Source organism: Staphylococcus sp. 231237_7MaSpsaltlick (genome assembly GCF_043107035.1).
Window position 1 is genome coordinate 37,671 of sequence record NZ_JBICNX010000011.1, and the last position, 20,365, is coordinate 58,035.

Here is a 20,365-nt window from a genome sequence, read left to right on the forward strand (position 1 = left end):
ATATTAAAAAATAGATATGTCGTAAGTTGGCATTTTAATAGGATTAATTAGTGTACTCTGTACACTGTATGAAAATTTTTCTCCACTTTAACAGTGTTCATCAAATGAATCTTTGATATCCATACATATATCTTGAATATCTCTACCTTCGATATGTTCGCGAGGGATAAAGTGTTTCAATTCTTGGCCTTTAAACAATGCATACGATGGGCTTGATGGCACTTGTTGAATATAATTACGCATCGTCTCAGTAGCTTCTTTATCTTGGCCAGCGAAAACAGTTACTTTATTTGTTGGTTTTTTTTCATTTTGCTCTACTACAGTTACAGCTGCTGGTCTAGCTAAACCGGCAGCACACCCACATGTTGAGTTAATTACAACGAATGTAGTATCTTCTGCAGAAATATTATTCATATAGTTCGTTACGTCATCTGAAGTTTCTAAACTTTCAAAGCCACGCCCTGTTAATTCGCTACGCATCTGTGTAGCAAGTTCATTCATGTATGCTTCATATGCATTCATTTCAAACACTCCTTAAAAATCTGATAATAAATATTTTAACAATCATACTTTATTTCTGTTAGCAATTTGTTTCCAAACTGATCCTAGGGCTTGGTCTCCATTTTCGATTCTTTCAATTGCCATTTCAATTTGGAGTTTAACTTCATAAGCTGGATCGTTTTCATGTGCGAGTAGAGCATCTAATTGTTCTGGACCACCTTCATCAAAGATAAACATAGCTGCTCTCCATCTAACAATTTTTTGCGGGTCATCTAATGCTTTTTCCATCTCTGGTAATGCTTGTTTAAACCCTAAATCACTCAAGCAATCACCAGCAGTCCGTCTTACTGCTGGACTTTTGTCGCGTAAACCTTTGAATAAGTATGGTAATACAGCTTTATCTTCTACCATACCAAGTAAGACGATAGCTTCACGTCTTAAAGGCGTTTTTTCTTCCTCGCTAACAGCGTCACCTAATAATGGAAAGTCTTGTTCTGTCGGTGTAGGAAAAGACTTTAACATTCTTAAGCGTTCTTTCCAATCCTCCGTAGCCTGATAGGTTTCAAGGGATACATGTTGATAATGCTTTTCGGGAATCACTACATCCGTATTTAATGCATCTTTGACAAGTGTTTCTAATTTGTCAGCAGGATAAACAGCTAATATCTCTTCAAACACTTCTGACATAATCTCATCGAATTCGCCGTAACGAATTCCTAAGTCTTCCCACTTACGTTGAAAGACAATATTATCGTCCTCTTTTTGGGCTGCAAGCATACTATCTATAAAAATTTCTGGTAGTTGCTTGCGTTTTTCCTCTGCATTAGTTGTAAGTTTCACTTGGTAAGGTATGCCTTTGAATTTTAAAACTTCAGCCTTAACTTCTCCAAAATGTTCATCTGGCATAGGTTCTTCTACTTCGGATACGTCATTATTTAATGTAGCAGTGACTTTAGGCAATAATGATTCCCAGTCGTATTTCGGCTTTTTATCTATTGCAAGAAAATCCATAACGTAAAATATCGATTTGATACCTTCTACCTCTAATACGTCATTGATAAAATTTGGCTGGTCATCTTGGATAGTAGTATACGTATTTGATTTATTATCTTTTCTTTTTTCGTTTAATACAATTTTCATCGTGTTAGGACTTGGCGTAGGTTCAACACGTACGATTTCCATTTAAGAACCTCTCCTTATTAAATATTTTCTAATGTTTCAGTTACTCTTGGTAATAAGTCGTCCCAATTGAAATCAGATTTTTTATCTACTGAAATAAAATTCATAGCCTGAAAAATAGACTTGATGCCTTCTAATTCAAGTATCGCGTTGATAAAATCAGGTTGTCCATCTTTAACAGAAGTATAAGTACTAGGTTTATAGTCTTCACCTGATAATTGTAAAACGATTTTCATTGTATTTGGATTTGGTGTTTGTGCTACCTCTACGATTTCCATTTGAAATTCCTCCTAATTATTGCAGCTCATTGCCTAATTGTTTAATTTCTTTCCCTACCGAACATTCTGATATGCAAAAATGGTGGGCATGTGTTTTTCCTTGAGTTTTGTTAATGTGGTGTTTAAGTAAGCATTTATTGCAATACGTATTCGTTAAATGATCAATTGCTTTAATTGCTTCTCTTTCAGAATAAGTTAGAATACTCGTCACTCTCCTGTTATTCTATAAATAAAATGTCCCTAATAAATACATTAAAATTACAAGGTTTTGACACTTAGGGTCATTATATCATTTGTGACAATGTTTGTTTAATCTTAAAATTTATACACAAATTTTTATCTACTAATGTTCATAAAATTTATTAAAGTCACTTGTATTTTTAGTTTTATTTGGTAAAATTATTTAGTTGTTTATTTTTGCGGTTTCTAAACACCCGCATCAACAAAATTTAGGAGGAAAATAAATTGTTTAATGAAATATTTGGAGTAGTAACATTTTTAGTAACATTTCTTTTATTAGTAGCCATGTATAGATTATTTGGTAAACATGGCCTGATTGCGTGGGTTGCAATAGGTACGATTATTGCAAACATTCAAGTAATTAAAACTGTAGATATATTTACGATTTCTGCAACTTTGGGTAATGTCATGTTCGCTTCTATTTACCTTGCAACTGACATATTAAACGATATTTATGGTAGGAAAGTTGCAAAACGTGCAATTTGGATAGGTTTCAGTTCTACATTGGTTATGATTATCGTTATGCAAATGTCTTTGCATTTCACACCATCACCAATTGATAGTTCACAACAAGCATTAGAAACTATTTTTAATGTTGTGCCGAGAATCGCATTGGGCTCTGTGATAGCTTATATTATCGGGCAGCATTTAGACGTATTACTATTTACTTTAATTAAAAAGCTTTTTAGTTCAGATAAAACATTTATTATTAGGGCTTACGGTAGTACAATCATTAGTAATATTATTGATACTGCATTATTTGTATCAATTGCATTTATCGGAACTATGCCAAATGCTGCAGTTTTCGAAATTTTTATAACTACTTATTTATTGAAAGTAATTTCAACAATATTTAACGTTCCTTTTGGTTATTGGGCTAAATCAATGTACCGTAAAGGTAAAATAAACAAATTAGATGAAGGTTACTAAAAACCTCTAGAATTGGTTAACTACCAATTCTAGAGGTTTTTTTAGTTAATGAATAAGTGATTTGGTCTTTTAGAAAATCGAAAGTTTTATATCCATCACTATCAAGGAAATGACCTTCGTGTGACACATGCAATGTTTCCGTATTTAATTCACGAGATAATCTGTCGGTTGCTTCAATATTGACAATTGGGTCATGGCTGCCAGCAATCGTTACGATGTTTTGTGCATTAATATTATGGAAATCAATCTGAGTTTGTGATATATAGTGATTAAGTTCCGGCAAATTTTTTAGTTGCTCATTAAAACCAGAAACAAGGTATAGCCCTTTAATAGTCGGACCATGTTGTAGCCTAGACAAATAATCAAGTATAGTTATAACACCCAAACTATGTGCAACAATAATTGTTTCTGAATCTAACTTATTTTTTAAGTTATTTTGTATAGCTGTAATCCATGCTTTTAAATTAGGTTGATTCGCATTTGGTAAATAAACAATTTCTGTAGAATAACCAAATTGTTTCATTTCATTAGCTAACCACTCAAACCAATGACTTTCAGTAGTCGCTTGATAACCGTGTATAATAAACATATTTTTCAAATATATCAACTTCCTTCGAAATCCGACTTTTTGAGTAGGAATAAATATATATTAAGTATAAGCCATATTATATACTTTCACAAACATTTAATTACCACGTAAATAGTATAAATATGCTTGTTTTGATAAAATAAATACAAATTGAAAGATAAAGGTGGAAATTATGGCAAAAATTTATTTTGATGCTGCTACGGCTGGTAACCCTGGCGTAAGCGCATGTGCGGTCGTTTTAGTAATTGACAACGAGCGTTTTCACTATACAAAAGATTTAGGTGTCATGGATAATCATAGTGCTGAATGGGCTACTTTAATATTTGCTTTGGAATGTGCTACTAAACATGATATATCTACAGCATTAGTATTTACAGATTCGAAACTTATCGAAGATAGTATTAATAAAGGCAGTGTTAAAAATGAAAAATTCAAACTTTATTACGATAAGATGTTGCAATTAGAACAGAATTTTGAATTATTTTTTGTTAGATGGGTACCTAGAAATCAAAATAAAGAGGCAAATCATCACGCTAAAAATGAACTTTATAAAATAACAAAACAAAATAAAAAATAAGTTTTTCGTTTGTAATTTATTCATAATGAAGAGAGCGGGCAAATGAGTTCTAAGTTTTCACTTAATCTCATTTGCCCGCTCTGTTTATAGTTTATAAGTCTTTGTTGTAAGTATTAGATTTTAACTAAAATGTGTAGCTAGATATTTACCAGATACATATAATTCGTGTTCGTTACATATATTTAAAACTTTTGATAATTCGGTACCAAATGCCATATCATCCAGTAATTCATTAGTATTTAAAGGAACTTGCGTATGGATTTTTGCTAAGGTTTTTGAAAGTTTAAGATTGTTCATATCAGTTTCTATTTTATTACGTTGGCCTGGTGTTAATTGATCTAATGCATCAATAACAGATTCAACTGAGCCATAGCTTTGAATTAGTTTGATTGCTGTTTTTTCCCCGATGCCTTTCACACCTGAATAACCGTCCGCCGTGTCGCCCATAAATGCTTTTACATCTACAAGTTGCGTTGGGTTCAAACCATATTCGTTTTGGAATCTATTTAATGTATAGCGATTATAGATATTAAACCCTTTTTTAGTTAACCAAATCTCAACATTTGGGTTAATACATTGTAATATATCTTTATCCCCTGTCACGATATAGACTTGGTTTTGATCAGAATAGGCTTCTGCTAAAGTGCCAATAACATCATCTGCTTCAAAATTTTGAACGCCTATATTAACAAAACCGAATTGGTTAGAGACTTCTTTAACATAGTCAAATTGGGGTATCAGTTCGTCTGGTGGTGCAGGACGATTTTGTTTGTAACCATCAAACATGTCGTTTCTGAAAGTAGATTTACCCATATCCCAACACACAGCTACATGTGTGGGTTGAATTTCATTTATTGCAGTAAAAACATGACGCACAAACCCTTGAACACCGTTTGTAGGTGTGCCTAAAGAGTTTCTCATAAATTGTTTGTGGAGACTTGTGGCAAAGAAATGACGAAATAGTAAAGCCATGCCATCAATTAATAATATTTTTTTGGACATAAAAGTACCTCTTCCTCTAATTACATATATGGTTTTAAATTTTCATTAGTTTCTTGTAATTGTTGAATGAATGCATCATCTACTTCAAAAGATAAAAGTTCCTTAATTTGACTATGTGCATCATTTTCAAACTGATTAAATTTATTTTCAGCATTATTTAGCATTTGTATCACTGTTTCATTAACAGCTTGCCTTAAATTAGCAATACAAGGCGCTAATAAATTAATTGTTTCTTGTGCAATTTGTTCTTGAATAGTGCTTTGCGTTTTAGGTTGTAAAATATTCCTTTTAGAAAGTGACTTTGGTAATGCATCAATCATATGAGTTAAATCGATTTTTAAGTAAGGGTCGTCTAACTCAATTTCACTGTTATCAAATTCAGGTTCTATAAACACATGCAACTGTTGTAATTTTTGCTTTAATGGTGCAATTTCAGTGTGTAATTGTTCATGGAAATATTTTTTAATACGTTCTACTAGCAATGATTGCTCCAAATATAAACGCTGATGAATTTGATCTAAATACAATTTTGTCGATTGGCGTTTTTCTTCGTTGAAATTCGCATTTTTAGTCATTTGACCATTGTAGATAGATTTTACTTCGTCTAGTAATTGTAATTTTAGACGTTCATTTAAATGATAAATTTGGTCATCTACCTCGTTTGATGTTCGTTGTTCAGCAATTTGAAGTAGATTATTTTTGAAAATTGTTGTTTTATCATAATTTTTTAACTTTTGATTACGTTGTTTAATTTCTGCTTTATCATTATGAAACGCTTCAATCATTTGTTCGTATGCTTCAGAAATATGTTTAAGTTGACCTATCATTTGTTTTTGTAAAATGTTTTTGGATTCTATTTTAACAAAATGCTCAATGCTCTTCTTAAGTCTTTCGATGCCTATGTCACTTGTTTTTAATGCTTCTCTACTTGAAACAGCAAAGATATCTGAATCCATATTAACTTGGGTTAATGCATCACCTACGTATTCGATGACCGCATTTAAATCATCTTCTGTTTCTGCTAAGTCGGTTGCATTAATTATCATTTTAAACGCTTGATTTTCGTTTAACTGGTTCATTGCTTTCATATGTTCAATAAAGCGCTTATCATTATCTGTAAATGAATGATTAAAATAACTAACATATAATATTAAATCAGCAGATGTTAATACTTTTTCAGTTTCGTTAGTATGACGTTGATTATTAGAGTGCAACCCAAGTGAATCTACTATAATTTTATCTTTTAACCAATCTATCGGTAGTTTTAAGTGAACAGTATTAACAAATGTAGCATATTCATCTTCTGCGCTCCATTTTTTAATTTCGTCTTGACTGATTGTGTGTGTTAAACCATATTTTAACATGTCTTGATACATGTCATAATGATTTTCTACAGCATTTACAAAAGCTAATTTATTTTTTTCTAATGATGCTTTTAATTTATTTGTATTTTTATTTAAAAGCGCCTCAATACTATCAAACGTAATATTTTCCACTTCAAAAACTTGATTGATTTCTTCTAAAAGTTGTTCAGCTGATTTTAACGTGATTTGGCTATCGTGGCCATATGTTAACTCTGTCATAGCAGCTGTTGTCGGGTTTGGTGAACTCACTAAATAATTATCACCTAACAAAGCATTAATTAAGCTACTTTTACCAGCACTAAATGTTCCGAATACACCTATTTTGACGATTTTGTTATCTAATCGAACCAGTGTATCATCTATATTTTGTTTGGTTTGTTCGAATAACGGAACATCTTGAATGATTTCAAGCGCATGTTTAATATTTTGTGTTTTATCTTCATGGTTTGGTTCTGTAGAAGTTTTTGACTTTGAATGATGAACGGATTTTACTTTATTTGCTTTTGGTGTATATGTGATCTCTTTTCGGTCGATAAGTTTATCAAGTGAGTCATCGATATGGATGTAATAATGTAAGTAATTTTGAGTTTCAAGTGATTCTCTTAAATTACGCATTTCCATAAATTTTTCATAATCATTATAATCATCTTCTTGCTCTATTCCAATGTCATCTGCCTGAGCATGATTTATAGCTTCTTTGAATAAAGGATCAGATGTTTTACCGATATATTGTTTCAATGATTTCATTAAGTCATCACAAAATGTTAATACATACTGATTACTAATAGTAATCTGTGTTTGATACAAATCAGTTATTAATGATGCTGGAAGTTCATAATGTTGATTTAATATAGCTTCATTTATTTCAGAATCATTTATAAAACGAGTTAAAAAGGACATATCTTCTCTAAGTGGTTGCCTAATTTCCTGGTTAACTTTTTCTTGTAATTGTTCGAGAGCCTGATTTAATCTGCGATGTTGTTCTTCCTGTGTTTTTTTCTTTTTATTAAACAAACCACCAACTGTGAAATCTTTGGTGCGACTTTCTAAATAAACTCGAATAGTTTCTCTTGTATCATGTGTCATAATATAAGCATTATCGATAATTGCTTTTCTTTTTTGTTTTAAAAATTCATATAATTCTTCAGGATTGTTTAATAGTTTTGCTTCTTCACTGACCTGTTGATGTTGCTTGAAATTGATATAAGCTTGTTCAAAGTCCGCTTCAAAGATATCCAATTTATCTAAAAGGTCTTGGATTTCATATTTAATATATGATAGTTGTTCTTCTGTGATGAATTTAACGATACGACTAACATAATCCTCCATCGATTCACGATTTTTATCTTTTTCTACAAGGTAATCTGAAAGTGCTTCAATTTCATTATGTTCGTGATTAAATTTAGAAACATAAAAGGTTTTATCTAAGTCGATTTCCCATTCTGTTATAGATTTTTCAACACGTGATTTAAACGTGTCGAAACTGATTTCATCTTCATTATGCTTATCAATTTGGTTAATTACAAATACGACAGGGACACCTGCTTGATTCAGTTGCTTCATAAATTGAAAATTTAAAGCAGATTGCACGTGATTATAATCTACTGTATAGAAGAGTACATTGCTCGTATACATAAACTCTTCTGTACTTGATTGGTGGCTAGATACATTAGAGTCAACACCAGGTGTATCTTGTAATGTGAATCCTTTTCGAAATTTATCAGACGGGAATTTAATTTCTACCGATTCCACATCGAAATTTTCGCGATTCATTTTTTTAACATCAGCATAATTATTTAATAATGTATATTGTTGGTTACTTAGATTTGCAATAATTCCTGGATTCTCTGCGACAGAGACTATTGCGGTATTACTAGTAGTAGGCACAGGAGAACTTGGTAATATATTTTCTTCTAGTAGTAAATTGATTAATGTGGATTTTCCAGCTGAAAAATGGCCTACAAAAGTAGCGGTATATTGTTCTAAAAACACCTTTTTGATTACTTGATTGATAATATGCACCAATCTAGCATTTTTAGATTTTTCTACTTCTTTTTTTAATTTATATAAAATATCGAGTTGCTTAGTATTAGACATGTTTCGTATCCCCTTTATTACTTATGTGTAATTAATACTTATTGTATAACAAATCGTTACTTGTCTAAAGTGAGTATTTTAGAATAAGTTGCTTTAAATTGAAAATACTACTATTTAATTAAAGTTGTTATAGGTAGAAGGCACAAAAACTCTTATTGATTTTATAAAAATCCTAAAAAGGATACGATAATTTTTTATAATAATTAATTTATTGAGTTAATTTGCTTAATATAACATTTTAAAAGACTGAATATTTACAAAAGCCAGCCCAAGACAACTATTTGTGTCTTAGACTGGCTTTTAATTGAATAGTTTTAAAGTAACTATTTCCATCTTGGTTTATCGAAATTTGTATTTGGTTTATTGATACCAATGTTTTCGTTTAAATAAAGTTCTGGGTTTTTGGCAATTTGTACAGCCACCGCAGCAACGCTTTTTCTAGATACTTCAGTTCCATTAAATGGTTGGTCTTTTTTAGTGATTTCGTAATCAATCTCATTGATATCAGTTAACCAAGCTGGTCTAAATATTGTGTAATCAAGTCCAGATTGTTCAATTATGTCTGCAGCTTTTTTGTAGACTGGTAATGATTCACTAATTTGAGTTTGCACCCATGTGCCAAAATTACCTGGAATCTCATTATATATACCAAGTGATGTAACGAATACAAGTCGTTTTACTTTATTTACTTTCATGGCGTCGACAATAGTTTGTGCTTCTTGATCTAAATCACCTGATAAAGAAGCGAAAACAATATCAACATCTTCCATTGCATTAGTAACGTCATCTAAATTTGTTGCATCGCCTTCACGAACGCGTATACGGTCTGACGCATAGTCAGGTAATCTATTTGCGTCTCTTAAAAATAATCTTAAGGTATATGTTGTATTTTCTAAAAATGAGTTGATAGCTGCTTTAGAAATCGCACCATTAGCGCCTAGTATCAATACTCTTGTCATCTAATCACTCCTGTCAATTTTAGTTATTAAACGAGACCTTATTTTTCTCTTATTATTTTATAGTGTTATGTATATTATAATAATTATTTCTAAATAATTCACTTCTTATGATTACACTCACAATATTATAGTTATCCTATTTTTAATTAAATAAACGTTAAAATAAGGTTATTAAAAGGTATGAATTATATTTTTGGATAAATAAAATCTCTAGTTCAAGGACGATTTACACACATAAATGTAATAAGTTGCCCTTGTGCTAGAGATATTGCTTTAGTTGAGTTTTTAATTAATTACTGGGTTTTTATCTTTTTTGATTTTTACGTATTGAGAAATACTATAGATTATAATACCGACCCAAATAAAGATAAATGTAATGAGTTGATCTAAATCAAATGGTTCTTTGAATAGGAATATACCGATTAAGAACATTAAAGTAGGTCCAACATATTGTATGAAGCCAGTTAATGATAACGGTATGCGTTTGGCGCCAGCTGAGAACAATATAAGTGGAATTGCTGTAACGGCTCCTGAGAATATCAACCAAAAAGAAGAAACATTCATACCAAATGTAAGGCTACCATGGTGCCATATATACCATAAATAGATAAAACCAGCAGGTGCTGTTACAATACACTCGATTGTGATGCTGCTTATGGCATCAATTGGAACAAGTTTTTTAATCAATCCATAGACTCCAAATGAACCTGCTAACAACAATGAAATACCAGGGAATTCACCGATTTTTAATGTCATATATAACACGCCTATAACGGCAAGTCCTATGGCAATCCATTCAAGTTTGTTAAACCGTTCTTTTAAAAATATTAAGGCAAGTAAAATACTTACAAGTGGGTTTATGTAGTAACCTAAACTAGATTGTAACACATGTCCGTTTGTTACTGCCCATATAAAAGTACCCCAATTTATAGTGATTACATAGCCTGCTACTATAATCGCAACGAGTTGTATTGGATTCGTAAATAACCGTTGAATATCATGCTTGAATGGTGTTGTATTTTTAGTGAAAACAACGATGAGTAACATGAAAATCATTGATAATACAATTCGAAACGCTAATATTTCAAATGCCCCTATATCGTCTATTAATCCCCAATAAATCGGTAATATACCCCACAAGAAGTATGCCCCAAATGCAAAGATAATTCCTTTTTTGAATTCTGTATTCAATTGTAACACCTCTTTCTAATGGTTAAACTATGCGGGGGTTACTTGCGAGGTTTCTTATCTCCCCAATATTGATAATATGTGCATTCAATATAACCATTAAATAATTTTCTACGTTTTGTTGCTTTCTTATTAACTAAAAATTCGAATTCAGTATTGCTTGTAAGTACATAAGTTGATATTTGTGGATGCTTTTGCATAAGTGAACCAATATAACGGTACATTTCTTCTACTTTATCTCTATCCCCTATACGTTCACCGTATGGTGGGTTACCAATTAAAGCGTATGGTTTTTCATCATCTAATGTTAATGTGTTAACGTCCTTAACCTTAAATTGTATAATATCAGCGAGCCCGACTTCTTCAGCGTTTCTACGAGCAATTTCAATCATTTCAGGATCTATGTCATAAGCATATATTTCCAACTCGCGATCATAATTTGCTTGTTGATCTGCTTCGTCTCTCATTTCATCATATAAACTATCTGGCATAATGTCCCATTTTTCTGATACAAAATCACGGTTGAAACCAGGAGCGATATTTTGCGCGATTAAACAAGCTTCAATTGCGATTGTACCTGACCCACAAAATGGATCGACTAAAGGTGTATCGCCTGTCCAATTAGCTAGACGTATTAAACTTGCTGCTAGCGTTTCTTTAATTGGAGCTTCACCTTGTGCTAAACGATAACCACGTTTATTTAAACCCGAACCAGAAGTATCTATCGTTAAAAGTGCATCATCTTTTAAAATAGATACTTCAACTGGATACTTTGCTCCATTTTCACTTAACCATCCACGTTCTTGATAAGCATATTTTAAGCGCTCAACAATTGCTTTCTTAACAATTGCTTGGCAGTCAGGAACACTGTATAAAGTTGATTTAACACTACGACCTTGTACAGGGAAGTTACCACTTTGTTCAATCAATGTTTCCCAAGGCAGCGCTTTTGTTTTTTCGAATAGTTCATCAAAAGTCGTAGCTTTAAATTGTCCAACTACTATTTTGATTCTGTCGGCTGTGCGTAACCATAAGTTACATTTAACAATTGCAGTTTCGTCACCTTCAAAGAAGATTTTGCCATTTTCAACAGTAGTTTCATAACCTAATTCTTGAATTTCTTTGGCTACAACTGCTTCTAATCCCATTGGACATACAGCTAATAATTGATACATTGTTTTGCTCCTTCTTATTAAAGATTTTATTTTATTTTATCAAAAGTTATTTTAAATAGATATGGCATCGCATTAAGTTCTATAGTGACTTAATAATTATTTCAGTTTACTTTAATCAATTAAAAAAGCTCTCCTATATTGGGAGAGCTTGGGTCTAGTGATGATATTTCTGTAAGCCATGTTTTGTACCGTTGTACTGCGATCGTGTACTAGAAACACTCGTACGCTGGTGGTAACCATCTGTCTACATACTCTCTAAAGTATGCCTTAAATATGCGTTGAATTCCGCTAAATAAGTGCTCCTACCTAATTTGGATTGCTCACTCGAGGGGTTTACCGCGTTCCACCTTTTATATTTCTATAAAAGCTACGTCACTGTGGCACTTTCAAACTAATTTAACCGTATCCTAAAACTTAGGTTATTTCATTGCCGTCAACTTAATGCCTTGACTTATTGTTTCATCAAGCACGAACACTACAATCATCTCAGATTGTGTGAGCATGGACTTTCCTCTATATCGCTATAGCGATTACCCGAAACACCATCCCAAGAAGTATATCATTATTTTAGATGTTAAACAAATAAAATAAGATAAGTTTTGATTTTTTCAAAACTTATCTTTATGTAGATGACATAAAATCTACGCTAATAACATTTCATCAGCTTGATGCATGTATATGTTATTTTCCAAAAACTGCTTTTTCTAGGTTAGATATCCGTTTTAGAATATCAACATTGTTATTGTTGTTATTATTTTTGTTAGTAGTTGCATTACTGTTTGAAGAGAAATTTTTATTTTCTTGTGGTCTCGATGTAGCAACACGTAAACGTAACTCTTCTAATTCTTTTTTAAGTTTATTGTTTTCTTCTGAAAGTTTTACAACTTCATTATCTAAATCTGCCATTTTTTGATAATCTGCTATAATATCGTCTAAAAAAGCATCTACTTCTTCTCTTCTATAGCCGCGAGTCATAGTTTTTTCAAAATCTTTTTCATAAATATCTTTTGCTGATAATTTTAATGAAACATCTGACATTTTTTCCACCTCATTCAAAACTTTGTTCTTGAGACCACTGTAAGTCGTTGATAAACTCAGTCAATTCATCAAACGTCACAATATCACAAGTATAATTTGTTTTTTCCATAAAATCAACTAACATGTGCTTAAAGAACTTAGGACTAGCTTCTTGCTCTTCATCATAAATTAAAAGTGTTTGATCTGTATGATCTAACATGAATTGGTCCGTTTGTTTAAACTGATATGGGCCTTCATATGGAGCATGGAACACGCTATCAACGAAATCTGCTTTTTGTATAATATTATTATACTTAGCTTGATTTTGTTCGTTCCATCTTTCGCTATGTCCATAAAATGGCGTTATTATACCTAATTTTAAATCAGGGTGGCTCGTCTTCAACTCAAGCACCACCTCTGCCGTCCATAATTCTACACCCATCTGTCCTTGTATTAATACCCACTCTAATCCTTCTTCAATCAACTGATTTAATTTATGTTTGATAAATTTTTTTAAATAGGTAACTTCTGGCGCATCATCTTTGAATATATTGAGCTCAAAAGATTTATAACCAGTCACATATACCGTTTTTATCATAACGAAAACCCATTTCTTTGAATATAACTTAAATCATATTGTACAGCTTTTACTTTTTCTGTAAATAATTTACGGCTTGTGCGTTTAAAATGACACTCAACAGAAAGTGATTCGATATTTGAAATTAAAAGATCAAATTTCTTTTTGTTCATATACTGTAATTGAAGGATTTGTGTTTCTCGATTTAAAAGAGTGTTTAAGCGTTGGTCTATCTTAGTGGTAAACGGAACAACAGTAGAATAAAAGTCGTAATCTTCTCCTGATGCTTTCACGGATTCATATCTTTCTTGCATTATCAAAACATCATTTAATAGTTGCGTAACAATTTGTTGCATTGAGACTTCCCCCTACTATTCAAATTTACCATAAAATTAATTTTCAGTCATTTTTAAAGTGTAGCCTAACATTTACCTTATATTACTATAATATTTTGTTTCAAATATTGTTTAATTGGTCAAAGCGCGTTAAAATGTATTTGATGTATTTGTAAATACATTGGTTCAAATTTCATAGTTTGGAAAAAATTGCCGTACACATGTACAATGAAGCAAGTTTTCTATTACCAAACTAAAGTGGTGAAAATAAATGAATTACCCAAATGGAAAGCCATTTAATGGAAATAAGTCTCAAGACGGACGAACTCATCGGGGTCAAACTAGTAAAATTGACTATGGTGGCAGAGGTATGTCGCTAGAAAACGATATAGAATTGTCGAATACTTATTATTTGAATCATGGTATGGCTGTAATACATAAGAAACCCACCCCTGTTCAAATAGTAAATGTTCACTATCCGATGAGAAGTAAAGCTGTTATTAATGAGGCTTATTTCAGAACGCCGTCGACTACCGATTATAACGGTATTTATAATGGCCGATATCTAGACTTTGAAGCGAAAGAAACGAAAAATAAAACTTCTTTTCCTTTAAACAACATGCACGATCACCAAGTGAAGCATATGGATGCATGTTATAGACAAAATGGAATTGTTTTTTTATTAATTCGTTTTAAAACGCTCGATGAAGTTTATTTGCTTCCATATTCTAATTTCAAAATGTTTTGGGAAAGACACATTAACGAAATTAAAAAGTCGATAACGGTTGAAGAAATAAGAAAAAATGGTTACTATATTCCTTATCAGTATCAACCACGATTGAATTATCTCAAAACAGTTGATAAGTTGATATTAGATGAAAGTGAGGACCGCGTATGACGGAGAAAAAGAAGACTTCCCAGTCTAACAATAAGAATGGAAAGTCTGAGCAAAAACAGAATAGGAATATAAAACGAACGATAATTAAGATAATTGGGTTTCTAATTATTGCATTTATCGTTTTAGCATTAATTGGTATCTTGTTATTTGCGTATTATGCTTGGAAAGCACCGGCATTTACGGAATCAAAATTACAAGACCCTATTCCAGCAAAGATTTATGATAAAGACGGTGACTTGGTTAAGACGTTAGATAACGGACAACGACGAGAACACGTTGATTTAAATGAGGTGCCAAAAACAATGAAAGAAGCGGTATTAGCTACAGAAGATAACCGTTTCTATGATCATGGGGCACTAGACTATAAACGACTGTTCGGTGCAGTTGCAAAAAACGTAACTGGTGGTTTTGGAGCTGAAGGTGCTTCGACACTGACACAACAAGTTGTCAAACGTTCATTTTTAACTGATCAAAAATCAATAGCACGTAAAGCGCAAGAAGCATACTTGTCTTATAGATTAGAACAAGAGTACAGTAAAGATGAAATATTCGAAATGTACTTAAACAAAATCTACTATTCTGACGGTGTGTATGGTGTTAAGGCCGCTGCTAAATATTATTTCGACAAAGATTTGAAAGATTTAAATTTAGCTGAATCTGCTTATCTTGCTGGTTTACCACAGGTACCAAACACTTATAACATCTACGACCATCCAAAAGAAGCAGAATCACGTAAAAACACTGTTCTTTATTTAATGGAATACCATAATAGAATTACAAAAGAACAGAAAGAAAAAGCACAAAATACTTCTGTTGAAGATAATCTAGTTCAACGTTCTTCTGAAGAACGTGAGGTAAGTGAAGATAACTCAAATCCAGAATATGATTCATATATTAACTTTGTAAAATCTGAACTTATGAACAACAAAGAGTTTAAAGATCAAGATTTAGGATCTGTATTAAACAGTGGTATTAAGATTTATACTAATATGGATAAAAATGTTCAACAAACATTACAAGACCGGATTAACAACGGTAGCTATTACAAAAATGATGATCAACAAGTAGGATCTTCTATAGTAGATAGTGAAAATGGTGGCCTAGTAGCTATATCAGGTGGCAGAAATTATAAAGATATCGTAGATAGAAACTTAGCGACTGACGCCCACCCTACTGGTTCATCACTTAAACCATTCTTAGCATATGGCCCGGCAATTGAGAACATGTCGTGGGCAACAAACCATGCAATTCAAGATGAGGATGCATATCAAGTAGATGGTGTTACTTTCAGAAACTATGATACTGAGAGCCATGGCAAAGTCAAACTTTATGATGCATTGCGTCAAAGTTTCAACATACCAGCACTTAAAGCATGGCAGTCAACAAAAGAAAACGCTGGTAATGATGCACCTAAAGACTTTGCTAAAAATGTAGGTCTAGATTATGAAGGAGATATCGGTCCATCTGAAGTTCTAGGTGGTTCATCTTCAGAATTCTCTCCTACTCAATTAGCTTCTGCCTTTGCAGCAATTGCAAACGGCGGTGAATACAACAATGCTCATTCAATTAAAAAAGTTGAAAAAGAAAATGGCGAAACGATTCAATATGACCATACAAGTAAAAAAGCAATGAAAGATTCAACTTCTTATATGTTGGCAGAAGTATTAAAAGGCACATTTGAAGCTTACGGCTCAGCTTATGGGCATAATATTTCTGGCGTTAACATAGCTGCAAAAACTGGTACAGGTACTTATGGTGAACAAACTTACCAACAATACAACCTACCAGACGATGCTGCTAAAGATGTTTGGATTAACGGTTTTACTCCAAAATACAGTATGTCTGTATGGATGGGATTCAGTGAAGTTAAACAAGGTGGTACAAACTCCTTTGTTGGCCATGAAGAACAAGAATATCCACAATATCTATTAGAAGATGTTATGGATAACATTTCACCAAAAGATGGTAAAGACTTTAATAAACCTGATTCAGTAAGTGGAGATTCGAAAGACTCATTATCTGTTAAAGGTAGTCCGGACGATAATACAACATCGAATAAACCTCAAGGACAAGGTGGAGACAGTAGTTCTTCATCAAGCTCAAATAGCAGTGATAGCGATAGTTCTAGTAGTTCTTCAAATAGTACAAACCGCCAAAGTGCTGCAAGATAGTACTTAATTAAATATAATTAGCCTAGGGTAAAGGTGGATTAGCGAAATCGTTTAAAAAATGATTACTTTCCACCCCTCCTTAGATTTTAAGCACACTCGACGCTAAGTTTAGCGTTAAGTGTGCTTTTTATTTTGAGTACTTATTTACCATACTTTTTTAAGAAAAAAATGCATGGAGTTTTCAAAGGAAATTAAGCATTTCCTTATAGACTCCATGCAAACTAATTATTTTTTATTTTGACTGCGAATTTGATAGGATGCATTCATTTTAATAAGTTCTGACTTTAATGTTTTCATTTGACTGTAACCCATAAAATGATATTTTCTTGCAATCATATAATTATAGCGTTCTTCAAAATTCATCGGCACCACAGGATAATTTTCCAATTCTTGAAATTGAAGATTGTCAATATTATTTATTTGCTTAAAATAATGTTCAATTAAATCAAAATAATCATCCAATAATGCTTTCGCTTCATTTGATTTTAGTTGTTTCATTTTTGCAAAATAATCAAGTTGTTCTTCTAAACTTGTAAAATCTTCTTTTGTAATCATTATATTTACGCCTCTTTCACATTGGCTTTATAGCGTTTTTGTCCTTCTCTACACACTTCAAATAATGGACAGACATCACATTTAGGGCTTCTTGCTAGGCAATGATAACGTCCAAAAAAGATGAGTTGATGATGTGTTTTATTCCAACGCTCTCTTGGAACTACTTTACACAATTTATCTTCTACTTGTCTGACATTGTCTTTCCATCTGCAGATACCTAAACGTTTGGAAATACGTTCAACATGAGTGTCAACAGCTAAAGATGGTTCACCAAAAGCAACACTCATAACCACATTGGCTGTTTTTCTACCGACGCCAGCTAAACTTTCTAATTCTCTATGTGTTTGTGGAACTTCACCGTTAAATTTATCTAAAAGTGACTTACATAATTTTTGTATATTTTTAGCTTTATTTCTATATAAACCGATTGTGCGTATATCATTTTCTAATTCTGAAATATTAACATTTAAATAATCTTCAGGTGTTTTGTATTTTTGAAAAAGTTTATCTGTTAATTTATTTACAGAAATATCTGTTGTTTGAGCAGATAATAATACTGCAATGGTTAACTCAAATGGATTATCATGCTTTAGTTCACATTCAGCATTTGGAAACATCTCAGCAATAACATCCACCATTTCTAATGCTTTTTTGTTACTTATCATTTGGGTTCTCTCCATTCAACCAATCAAATTTGGGTACGTTTGTTACAGTGTGCTTCATTTTAGGTTGATTAAATTGCCGGCTAATTTTTTTTGAGTCTTCTATCGTTTTGACATTATTCTTCTTCCAATTGAGCAGAATACGATCCATGTATTTAAAACTTAATTTGTTTTGGCTAATTGCTTCATCTAGTGCTGCTTGAATCACACTTAAATCATGTTTATCAACATCTAACCATTGATTTAAAGTTTCCATTTCAAACGGTGATAACGGTCTTGCAAAAGCTTGTTCAATTTGTTGGAATAGTGTATTAAAATCTACTTTAGATTTTTCTTTGTCTTGTTGAACTTCCATTTTTTCCATGATTTCGCTTAATTTATTATAAAATGGATCCAGGTTCATATATTCAGTGAATTTACCTTCTTCGTCTTTATTCACTTTAAGTTCGAGCAAATCGGTTTGAATTAAACTTTGAATGACAGAAGTAATTGCTCTGGAATCTAGCGATGTCCCTTGTTGTAGCGATTCAATGGAAGGCTGTTTGTTAGATATTTCTGAAGCATGTATAAGTTTAATTAAAATCACTAATTCAGTTTCATTTATACCTAATTGGTCATAATGATTTAATAGTTCTTGTCTAATAACCACTGGTCTAACTTTAAGTTGTTCACTGTTCAAACATAAGCCCTCCTTTTCATAAATTGCGTTATAAAAACGTCCAGCCATAAATATTAGACTGGACGAATATTGAGATATATAATGCTTATGGATATAAACGATTTAATAGACGTGGGAATGGAGCAGTTTCACGAACATGCTCTACACCTGATAACCAAGCTACAGTTCTTTCTAAGCCTAAGCCAAATCCACTATGAGGCACACTGCCATAACGACGTAAATCTAAATAGTAGCTGTAGCTTTCAGCATCTAATTCAAATTCACTTAAGCGTTGTTCAAGTAGTTCAAGATCGTTAATACGCTCTGAACCTCCGATAATTTCCCCATAACCTTCTGGTGCGATTAAATCAGCACATAAGACAGTGTCTTCATTTTCAGGGTTTGGTTGCATATAGAATGGTTTAATTTTCGTTGGATAATTTGTGATAAATACTGGTAAATCATAATGATTAGCAATTGCAGTTTCATGTGGGGCACCGAAATCTTCCCCCCATTCAATATCATCAAAACCTTGTTCTTTTAAGAAAACAACAGCATCATCATATGTGATACGTGGGAATGGTGTTGCTACTTTTTCTAGTTTTGAAATATCGCGCTCTAATGCATTTAATTCTAATTTACAGTTATTTAAGACAGATTTAACAACGTGTGTAACATATTGTTCTTGTATTTCTAAACTTTGAAAATGTTCACAAAATGCCATTTCTGGTTCAATCATCCAAAATTCAATAAGATGGCGACGTGTTTTTGATTTTTCAGCACGGAATGTTGGTCCAAAAGAAAATACTCTTCCATGAGCCATAGCAGCTGCCTCCATATAAAGCTGGCCACTTTGAGATAAAAATGCATCTTGATCAAAATATTTCGTATGGAACAACTCACTTGTACCTTCAGGCGCACTTGCAGTTAATATTGGTGGATCAATTTTTGTGAAACCATTATCGTTAAAGAATTCATAAGTTGCACGAATAATTTCGTTTCTTATTTTCATAACTGCGTGTTGTTTTTTTGAACGTAACCATAAGTGACGATGATCCATTAAGAATTCTGTACCGTGATTTTTTGGTGTAATTGGATAATCGTGTGCTTCTGAAATAACTTCAATAGATGTAACTTGCATTTCATAACCGATATCTGAACGATTATCTTCGCTGATAACACCTGTGATATAAAGTGAACTTTCTTGAGTGATTTCTTTAGCTTTTTGGAAAGTATCTTCATCAACTGCTGCTTTGGCAACAACGCCTTGCATAAATCCAGTCCCGTCTCTTAATTGCAAGAATGCGATTTTACCACTTGAACGTTTGTTTGTTAACCAAGCGCCTATTGTAACTTCTTGGTCGATATACTGTTTTGCTTCTTTTATCGTTATATTCATAACCAGTCTCCTAT

21 protein-coding genes and 1 other RNA gene are annotated in these 20,365 nt (G+C 32.3%); 4 read left to right on the forward strand and 18 right to left on the reverse strand.

Annotation, left to right across the window (positions count from 1 at the left end):
* Positions 1-87: 87 nt before the first annotated feature.
* Genes brxA through ACF91D_RS19220 form a run of 4 tightly spaced genes read right to left on the reverse strand, consistent with a single transcriptional unit; the run spans position 88 to position 2,169 of the window.
* On the reverse strand, positions 88-522 hold the full coding sequence (gene brxA / locus ACF91D_RS19205; RefSeq protein WP_039066497.1) for a bacilliredoxin BrxA: 435 nt from the start codon (positions 520-522) through the stop codon (positions 88-90).
* A gap of 42 nt (positions 523-564) precedes the next feature.
* On the reverse strand, positions 565-1,683 hold the full coding sequence (locus tag ACF91D_RS19210) for a conserved virulence factor C family protein (RefSeq protein WP_107549087.1): 1,119 nt from the start codon (positions 1,681-1,683) through the stop codon (positions 565-567).
* A 17-nt stretch (positions 1,684-1,700) separates the two neighbouring features.
* Positions 1,701-1,958, reverse strand: a complete 258-nt coding sequence (locus tag ACF91D_RS19215) for a NifU N-terminal domain-containing protein (RefSeq protein WP_039066494.1) — start codon at positions 1,956-1,958, stop codon at positions 1,701-1,703.
* A gap of 16 nt (positions 1,959-1,974) precedes the next feature.
* Positions 1,975-2,169, reverse strand: a complete 195-nt coding sequence (locus ACF91D_RS19220) for a zinc-finger domain-containing protein (RefSeq protein ID WP_080750252.1) — start codon at positions 2,167-2,169, stop codon at positions 1,975-1,977.
* 254 nt (positions 2,170-2,423) lie between these two features.
* Between ACF91D_RS19220 and ACF91D_RS19225 the strand changes: the two genes are divergently transcribed.
* The gene (locus ACF91D_RS19225) at positions 2,424-3,128 is read left to right on the forward strand and encodes a queuosine precursor transporter (RefSeq protein WP_039066492.1); all 705 of its coding nucleotides are present in this window, start codon (positions 2,424-2,426) and stop codon (positions 3,126-3,128) included.
* A 16-nt stretch (positions 3,129-3,144) separates the two neighbouring features.
* Here the strand turns inward: ACF91D_RS19225 and ACF91D_RS19230 are convergent, their stop codons facing one another.
* The gene (locus ACF91D_RS19230) at positions 3,145-3,717 is read right to left on the reverse strand and encodes an RBBP9/YdeN family alpha/beta hydrolase (protein ID WP_327620597.1); all 573 of its coding nucleotides are present in this window, start codon (positions 3,715-3,717) and stop codon (positions 3,145-3,147) included.
* A 172-nt stretch (positions 3,718-3,889) separates the two neighbouring features.
* Here ACF91D_RS19230 and ACF91D_RS19235 point away from each other — a divergent pair, with 172 nt between their 5' ends.
* Positions 3,890-4,294 (forward strand): ribonuclease HI family protein, encoded by a 405-nt coding sequence (locus tag ACF91D_RS19235; protein WP_039066489.1) that lies wholly within the window; start codon positions 3,890-3,892, stop codon positions 4,292-4,294.
* A 120-nt stretch (positions 4,295-4,414) separates the two neighbouring features.
* Here ACF91D_RS19235 and ACF91D_RS19240 read toward each other — a convergent pair whose 3' ends face one another.
* The 9 genes from ACF91D_RS19240 to ACF91D_RS19280 all read right to left on the reverse strand — a co-directional run bounded on the left by ACF91D_RS19240 (position 4,415) and on the right by ACF91D_RS19280 (position 14,029).
* Positions 4,415-5,296, reverse strand: coding sequence for a 5'-3' exonuclease (locus ACF91D_RS19240; RefSeq protein WP_039066487.1), 882 nt, complete (start codon positions 5,294-5,296; stop codon positions 4,415-4,417).
* Positions 5,297-5,316: 20 nt separating this feature from the next.
* Entirely contained in the window at positions 5,317-8,757 is a 3,441-nt protein-coding gene (locus ACF91D_RS19245; protein WP_101093778.1) for a dynamin family protein, read from the reverse strand.
* A gap of 323 nt (positions 8,758-9,080) precedes the next feature.
* Positions 9,081-9,716: an SDR family oxidoreductase gene (locus ACF91D_RS19250; RefSeq protein WP_039066485.1), complete on the reverse strand. Its 636-nt coding sequence runs from the start codon at positions 9,714-9,716 to the stop codon at positions 9,081-9,083.
* A gap of 285 nt (positions 9,717-10,001) precedes the next feature.
* Entirely contained in the window at positions 10,002-10,907 is a 906-nt protein-coding gene (gene rarD / locus ACF91D_RS19255) for an EamA family transporter RarD (RefSeq protein ID WP_069793061.1), read from the reverse strand.
* 38 nt (positions 10,908-10,945) lie between these two features.
* Positions 10,946-12,079, reverse strand: coding sequence for a THUMP domain-containing class I SAM-dependent RNA methyltransferase (locus ACF91D_RS19260; protein WP_039066482.1), 1,134 nt, complete (start codon positions 12,077-12,079; stop codon positions 10,946-10,948).
* 167 nt (positions 12,080-12,246) lie between these two features.
* Positions 12,247-12,621: RNase P RNA component class B (gene rnpB, locus ACF91D_RS19265), an RNA gene on the reverse strand.
* A gap of 139 nt (positions 12,622-12,760) precedes the next feature.
* Positions 12,761-13,117, reverse strand: a complete 357-nt coding sequence (gene gpsB, locus ACF91D_RS19270; protein WP_039066480.1) for a cell division regulator GpsB — start codon at positions 13,115-13,117, stop codon at positions 12,761-12,763.
* A 10-nt stretch (positions 13,118-13,127) separates the two neighbouring features.
* Complete coding sequence (locus tag ACF91D_RS19275) at positions 13,128-13,694, reverse strand: SLOG family protein (protein WP_107549761.1); 567 nt, start codon at positions 13,692-13,694, stop codon at positions 13,128-13,130.
* Positions 13,691-14,029 carry a DUF1798 family protein gene (locus tag ACF91D_RS19280; RefSeq protein ID WP_039066477.1) on the reverse strand — a complete coding sequence of 113 codons (339 nt, stop codon included), beginning with the start codon at positions 14,027-14,029 and terminating at the stop codon, positions 13,691-13,693. The genes ACF91D_RS19275 and ACF91D_RS19280 overlap by 4 nt, the downstream gene beginning before the upstream one ends.
* Positions 14,030-14,279: 250 nt before the next feature.
* On the opposite strand from ACF91D_RS19280, the gene recU reads away from it, so the two are divergent.
* Positions 14,280-14,906 carry a Holliday junction resolvase RecU gene (recU, locus tag ACF91D_RS19285; RefSeq protein ID WP_039066476.1) on the forward strand — a complete coding sequence of 209 codons (627 nt, stop codon included), beginning with the start codon at positions 14,280-14,282 and terminating at the stop codon, positions 14,904-14,906.
* On the forward strand, positions 14,903-17,077 hold the full coding sequence (locus ACF91D_RS19290; protein WP_069793057.1) for a transglycosylase domain-containing protein: 2,175 nt from the start codon (positions 14,903-14,905) through the stop codon (positions 17,075-17,077). The genes recU and ACF91D_RS19290 overlap by 4 nt, the downstream gene beginning before the upstream one ends.
* Before the next feature lie 225 nt (positions 17,078-17,302).
* Here ACF91D_RS19290 and ACF91D_RS19295 read toward each other — a convergent pair whose 3' ends face one another.
* The 4 genes from ACF91D_RS19295 to asnS all read right to left on the reverse strand — a co-directional run bounded on the left by ACF91D_RS19295 (position 17,303) and on the right by asnS (position 20,351).
* A complete protein-coding gene (locus ACF91D_RS19295) occupies positions 17,303-17,632 on the reverse strand; it encodes a YpoC family protein (protein ID WP_039066473.1) in 330 nt (109 codons plus the stop codon).
* Positions 17,633-17,637: 5 nt separating this feature from the next.
* Positions 17,638-18,297, reverse strand: coding sequence for an endonuclease III (gene nth / locus ACF91D_RS19300; protein ID WP_039066472.1), 660 nt, complete (start codon positions 18,295-18,297; stop codon positions 17,638-17,640).
* Positions 18,287-18,973 carry a DnaD domain-containing protein gene (locus ACF91D_RS19305; RefSeq protein ID WP_069793055.1) on the reverse strand — a complete coding sequence of 229 codons (687 nt, stop codon included), beginning with the start codon at positions 18,971-18,973 and terminating at the stop codon, positions 18,287-18,289. Before ACF91D_RS19305 ends, nth begins: the two co-directional genes overlap by 11 nt.
* Before the next feature lie 85 nt (positions 18,974-19,058).
* The gene (gene asnS, locus ACF91D_RS19310; protein WP_327620596.1) at positions 19,059-20,351 is read right to left on the reverse strand and encodes an asparagine--tRNA ligase; all 1,293 of its coding nucleotides are present in this window, start codon (positions 20,349-20,351) and stop codon (positions 19,059-19,061) included.
* Between the last annotated feature and the right edge of the window lie 14 nt (positions 20,352-20,365).

What these genes read in the sequence shown, in the direction of transcription:
- ACF91D_RS19235 (WP_039066489.1), top strand. Translation starts at nt 3,890, where the DNA reads ATGGCAAAAATTTATTTTGATGCTGCTACGGCTGGTAACCCTGGCGTA.
- ACF91D_RS19280 (WP_039066477.1), bottom strand. Translation starts at nt 14,029, where the DNA reads ATGCAACAAATTGTTACGCAACTATTAAATGATGTTTTGATAATGCAA.
- nth (WP_039066472.1), bottom strand. Translation starts at nt 18,297, where the DNA reads ATGATAAGTAACAAAAAAGCATTAGAAATGGTGGATGTTATTGCTGAG.
- ACF91D_RS19245 (WP_101093778.1), bottom strand. Translation starts at nt 8,757, where the DNA reads ATGTCTAATACTAAGCAACTCGATATTTTATATAAATTAAAAAAAGAA.
- asnS (WP_327620596.1), bottom strand. Translation starts at nt 20,351, where the DNA reads ATGAATATAACGATAAAAGAAGCAAAACAGTATATCGACCAAGAAGTT.
- ACF91D_RS19290 (WP_069793057.1), top strand. Translation starts at nt 14,903, where the DNA reads ATGACGGAGAAAAAGAAGACTTCCCAGTCTAACAATAAGAATGGAAAG.
- ACF91D_RS19230 (WP_327620597.1), bottom strand. Translation starts at nt 3,717, where the DNA reads ATGTTTATTATACACGGTTATCAAGCGACTACTGAAAGTCATTGGTTT.
- gpsB (WP_039066480.1), bottom strand. Translation starts at nt 13,117, where the DNA reads ATGTCAGATGTTTCATTAAAATTATCAGCAAAAGATATTTATGAAAAA.
- ACF91D_RS19250 (WP_039066485.1), bottom strand. Translation starts at nt 9,716, where the DNA reads ATGACAAGAGTATTGATACTAGGCGCTAATGGTGCGATTTCTAAAGCA.
- ACF91D_RS19275 (WP_107549761.1), bottom strand. Translation starts at nt 13,694, where the DNA reads ATGATAAAAACGGTATATGTGACTGGTTATAAATCTTTTGAGCTCAAT.
- ACF91D_RS19240 (WP_039066487.1), bottom strand. Translation starts at nt 5,296, where the DNA reads ATGTCCAAAAAAATATTATTAATTGATGGCATGGCTTTACTATTTCGT.
- brxA (WP_039066497.1), bottom strand. Translation starts at nt 522, where the DNA reads ATGAATGCATATGAAGCATACATGAATGAACTTGCTACACAGATGCGT.
- ACF91D_RS19215 (WP_039066494.1), bottom strand. Translation starts at nt 1,958, where the DNA reads ATGGAAATCGTAGAGGTAGCACAAACACCAAATCCAAATACAATGAAA.
- ACF91D_RS19260 (WP_039066482.1), bottom strand. Translation starts at nt 12,079, where the DNA reads ATGTATCAATTATTAGCTGTATGTCCAATGGGATTAGAAGCAGTTGTA.
- ACF91D_RS19295 (WP_039066473.1), bottom strand. Translation starts at nt 17,632, where the DNA reads ATGATTACAAAAGAAGATTTTACAAGTTTAGAAGAACAACTTGATTAT.
- recU (WP_039066476.1), top strand. Translation starts at nt 14,280, where the DNA reads ATGAATTACCCAAATGGAAAGCCATTTAATGGAAATAAGTCTCAAGAC.
- ACF91D_RS19210 (WP_107549087.1), bottom strand. Translation starts at nt 1,683, where the DNA reads ATGGAAATCGTACGTGTTGAACCTACGCCAAGTCCTAACACGATGAAA.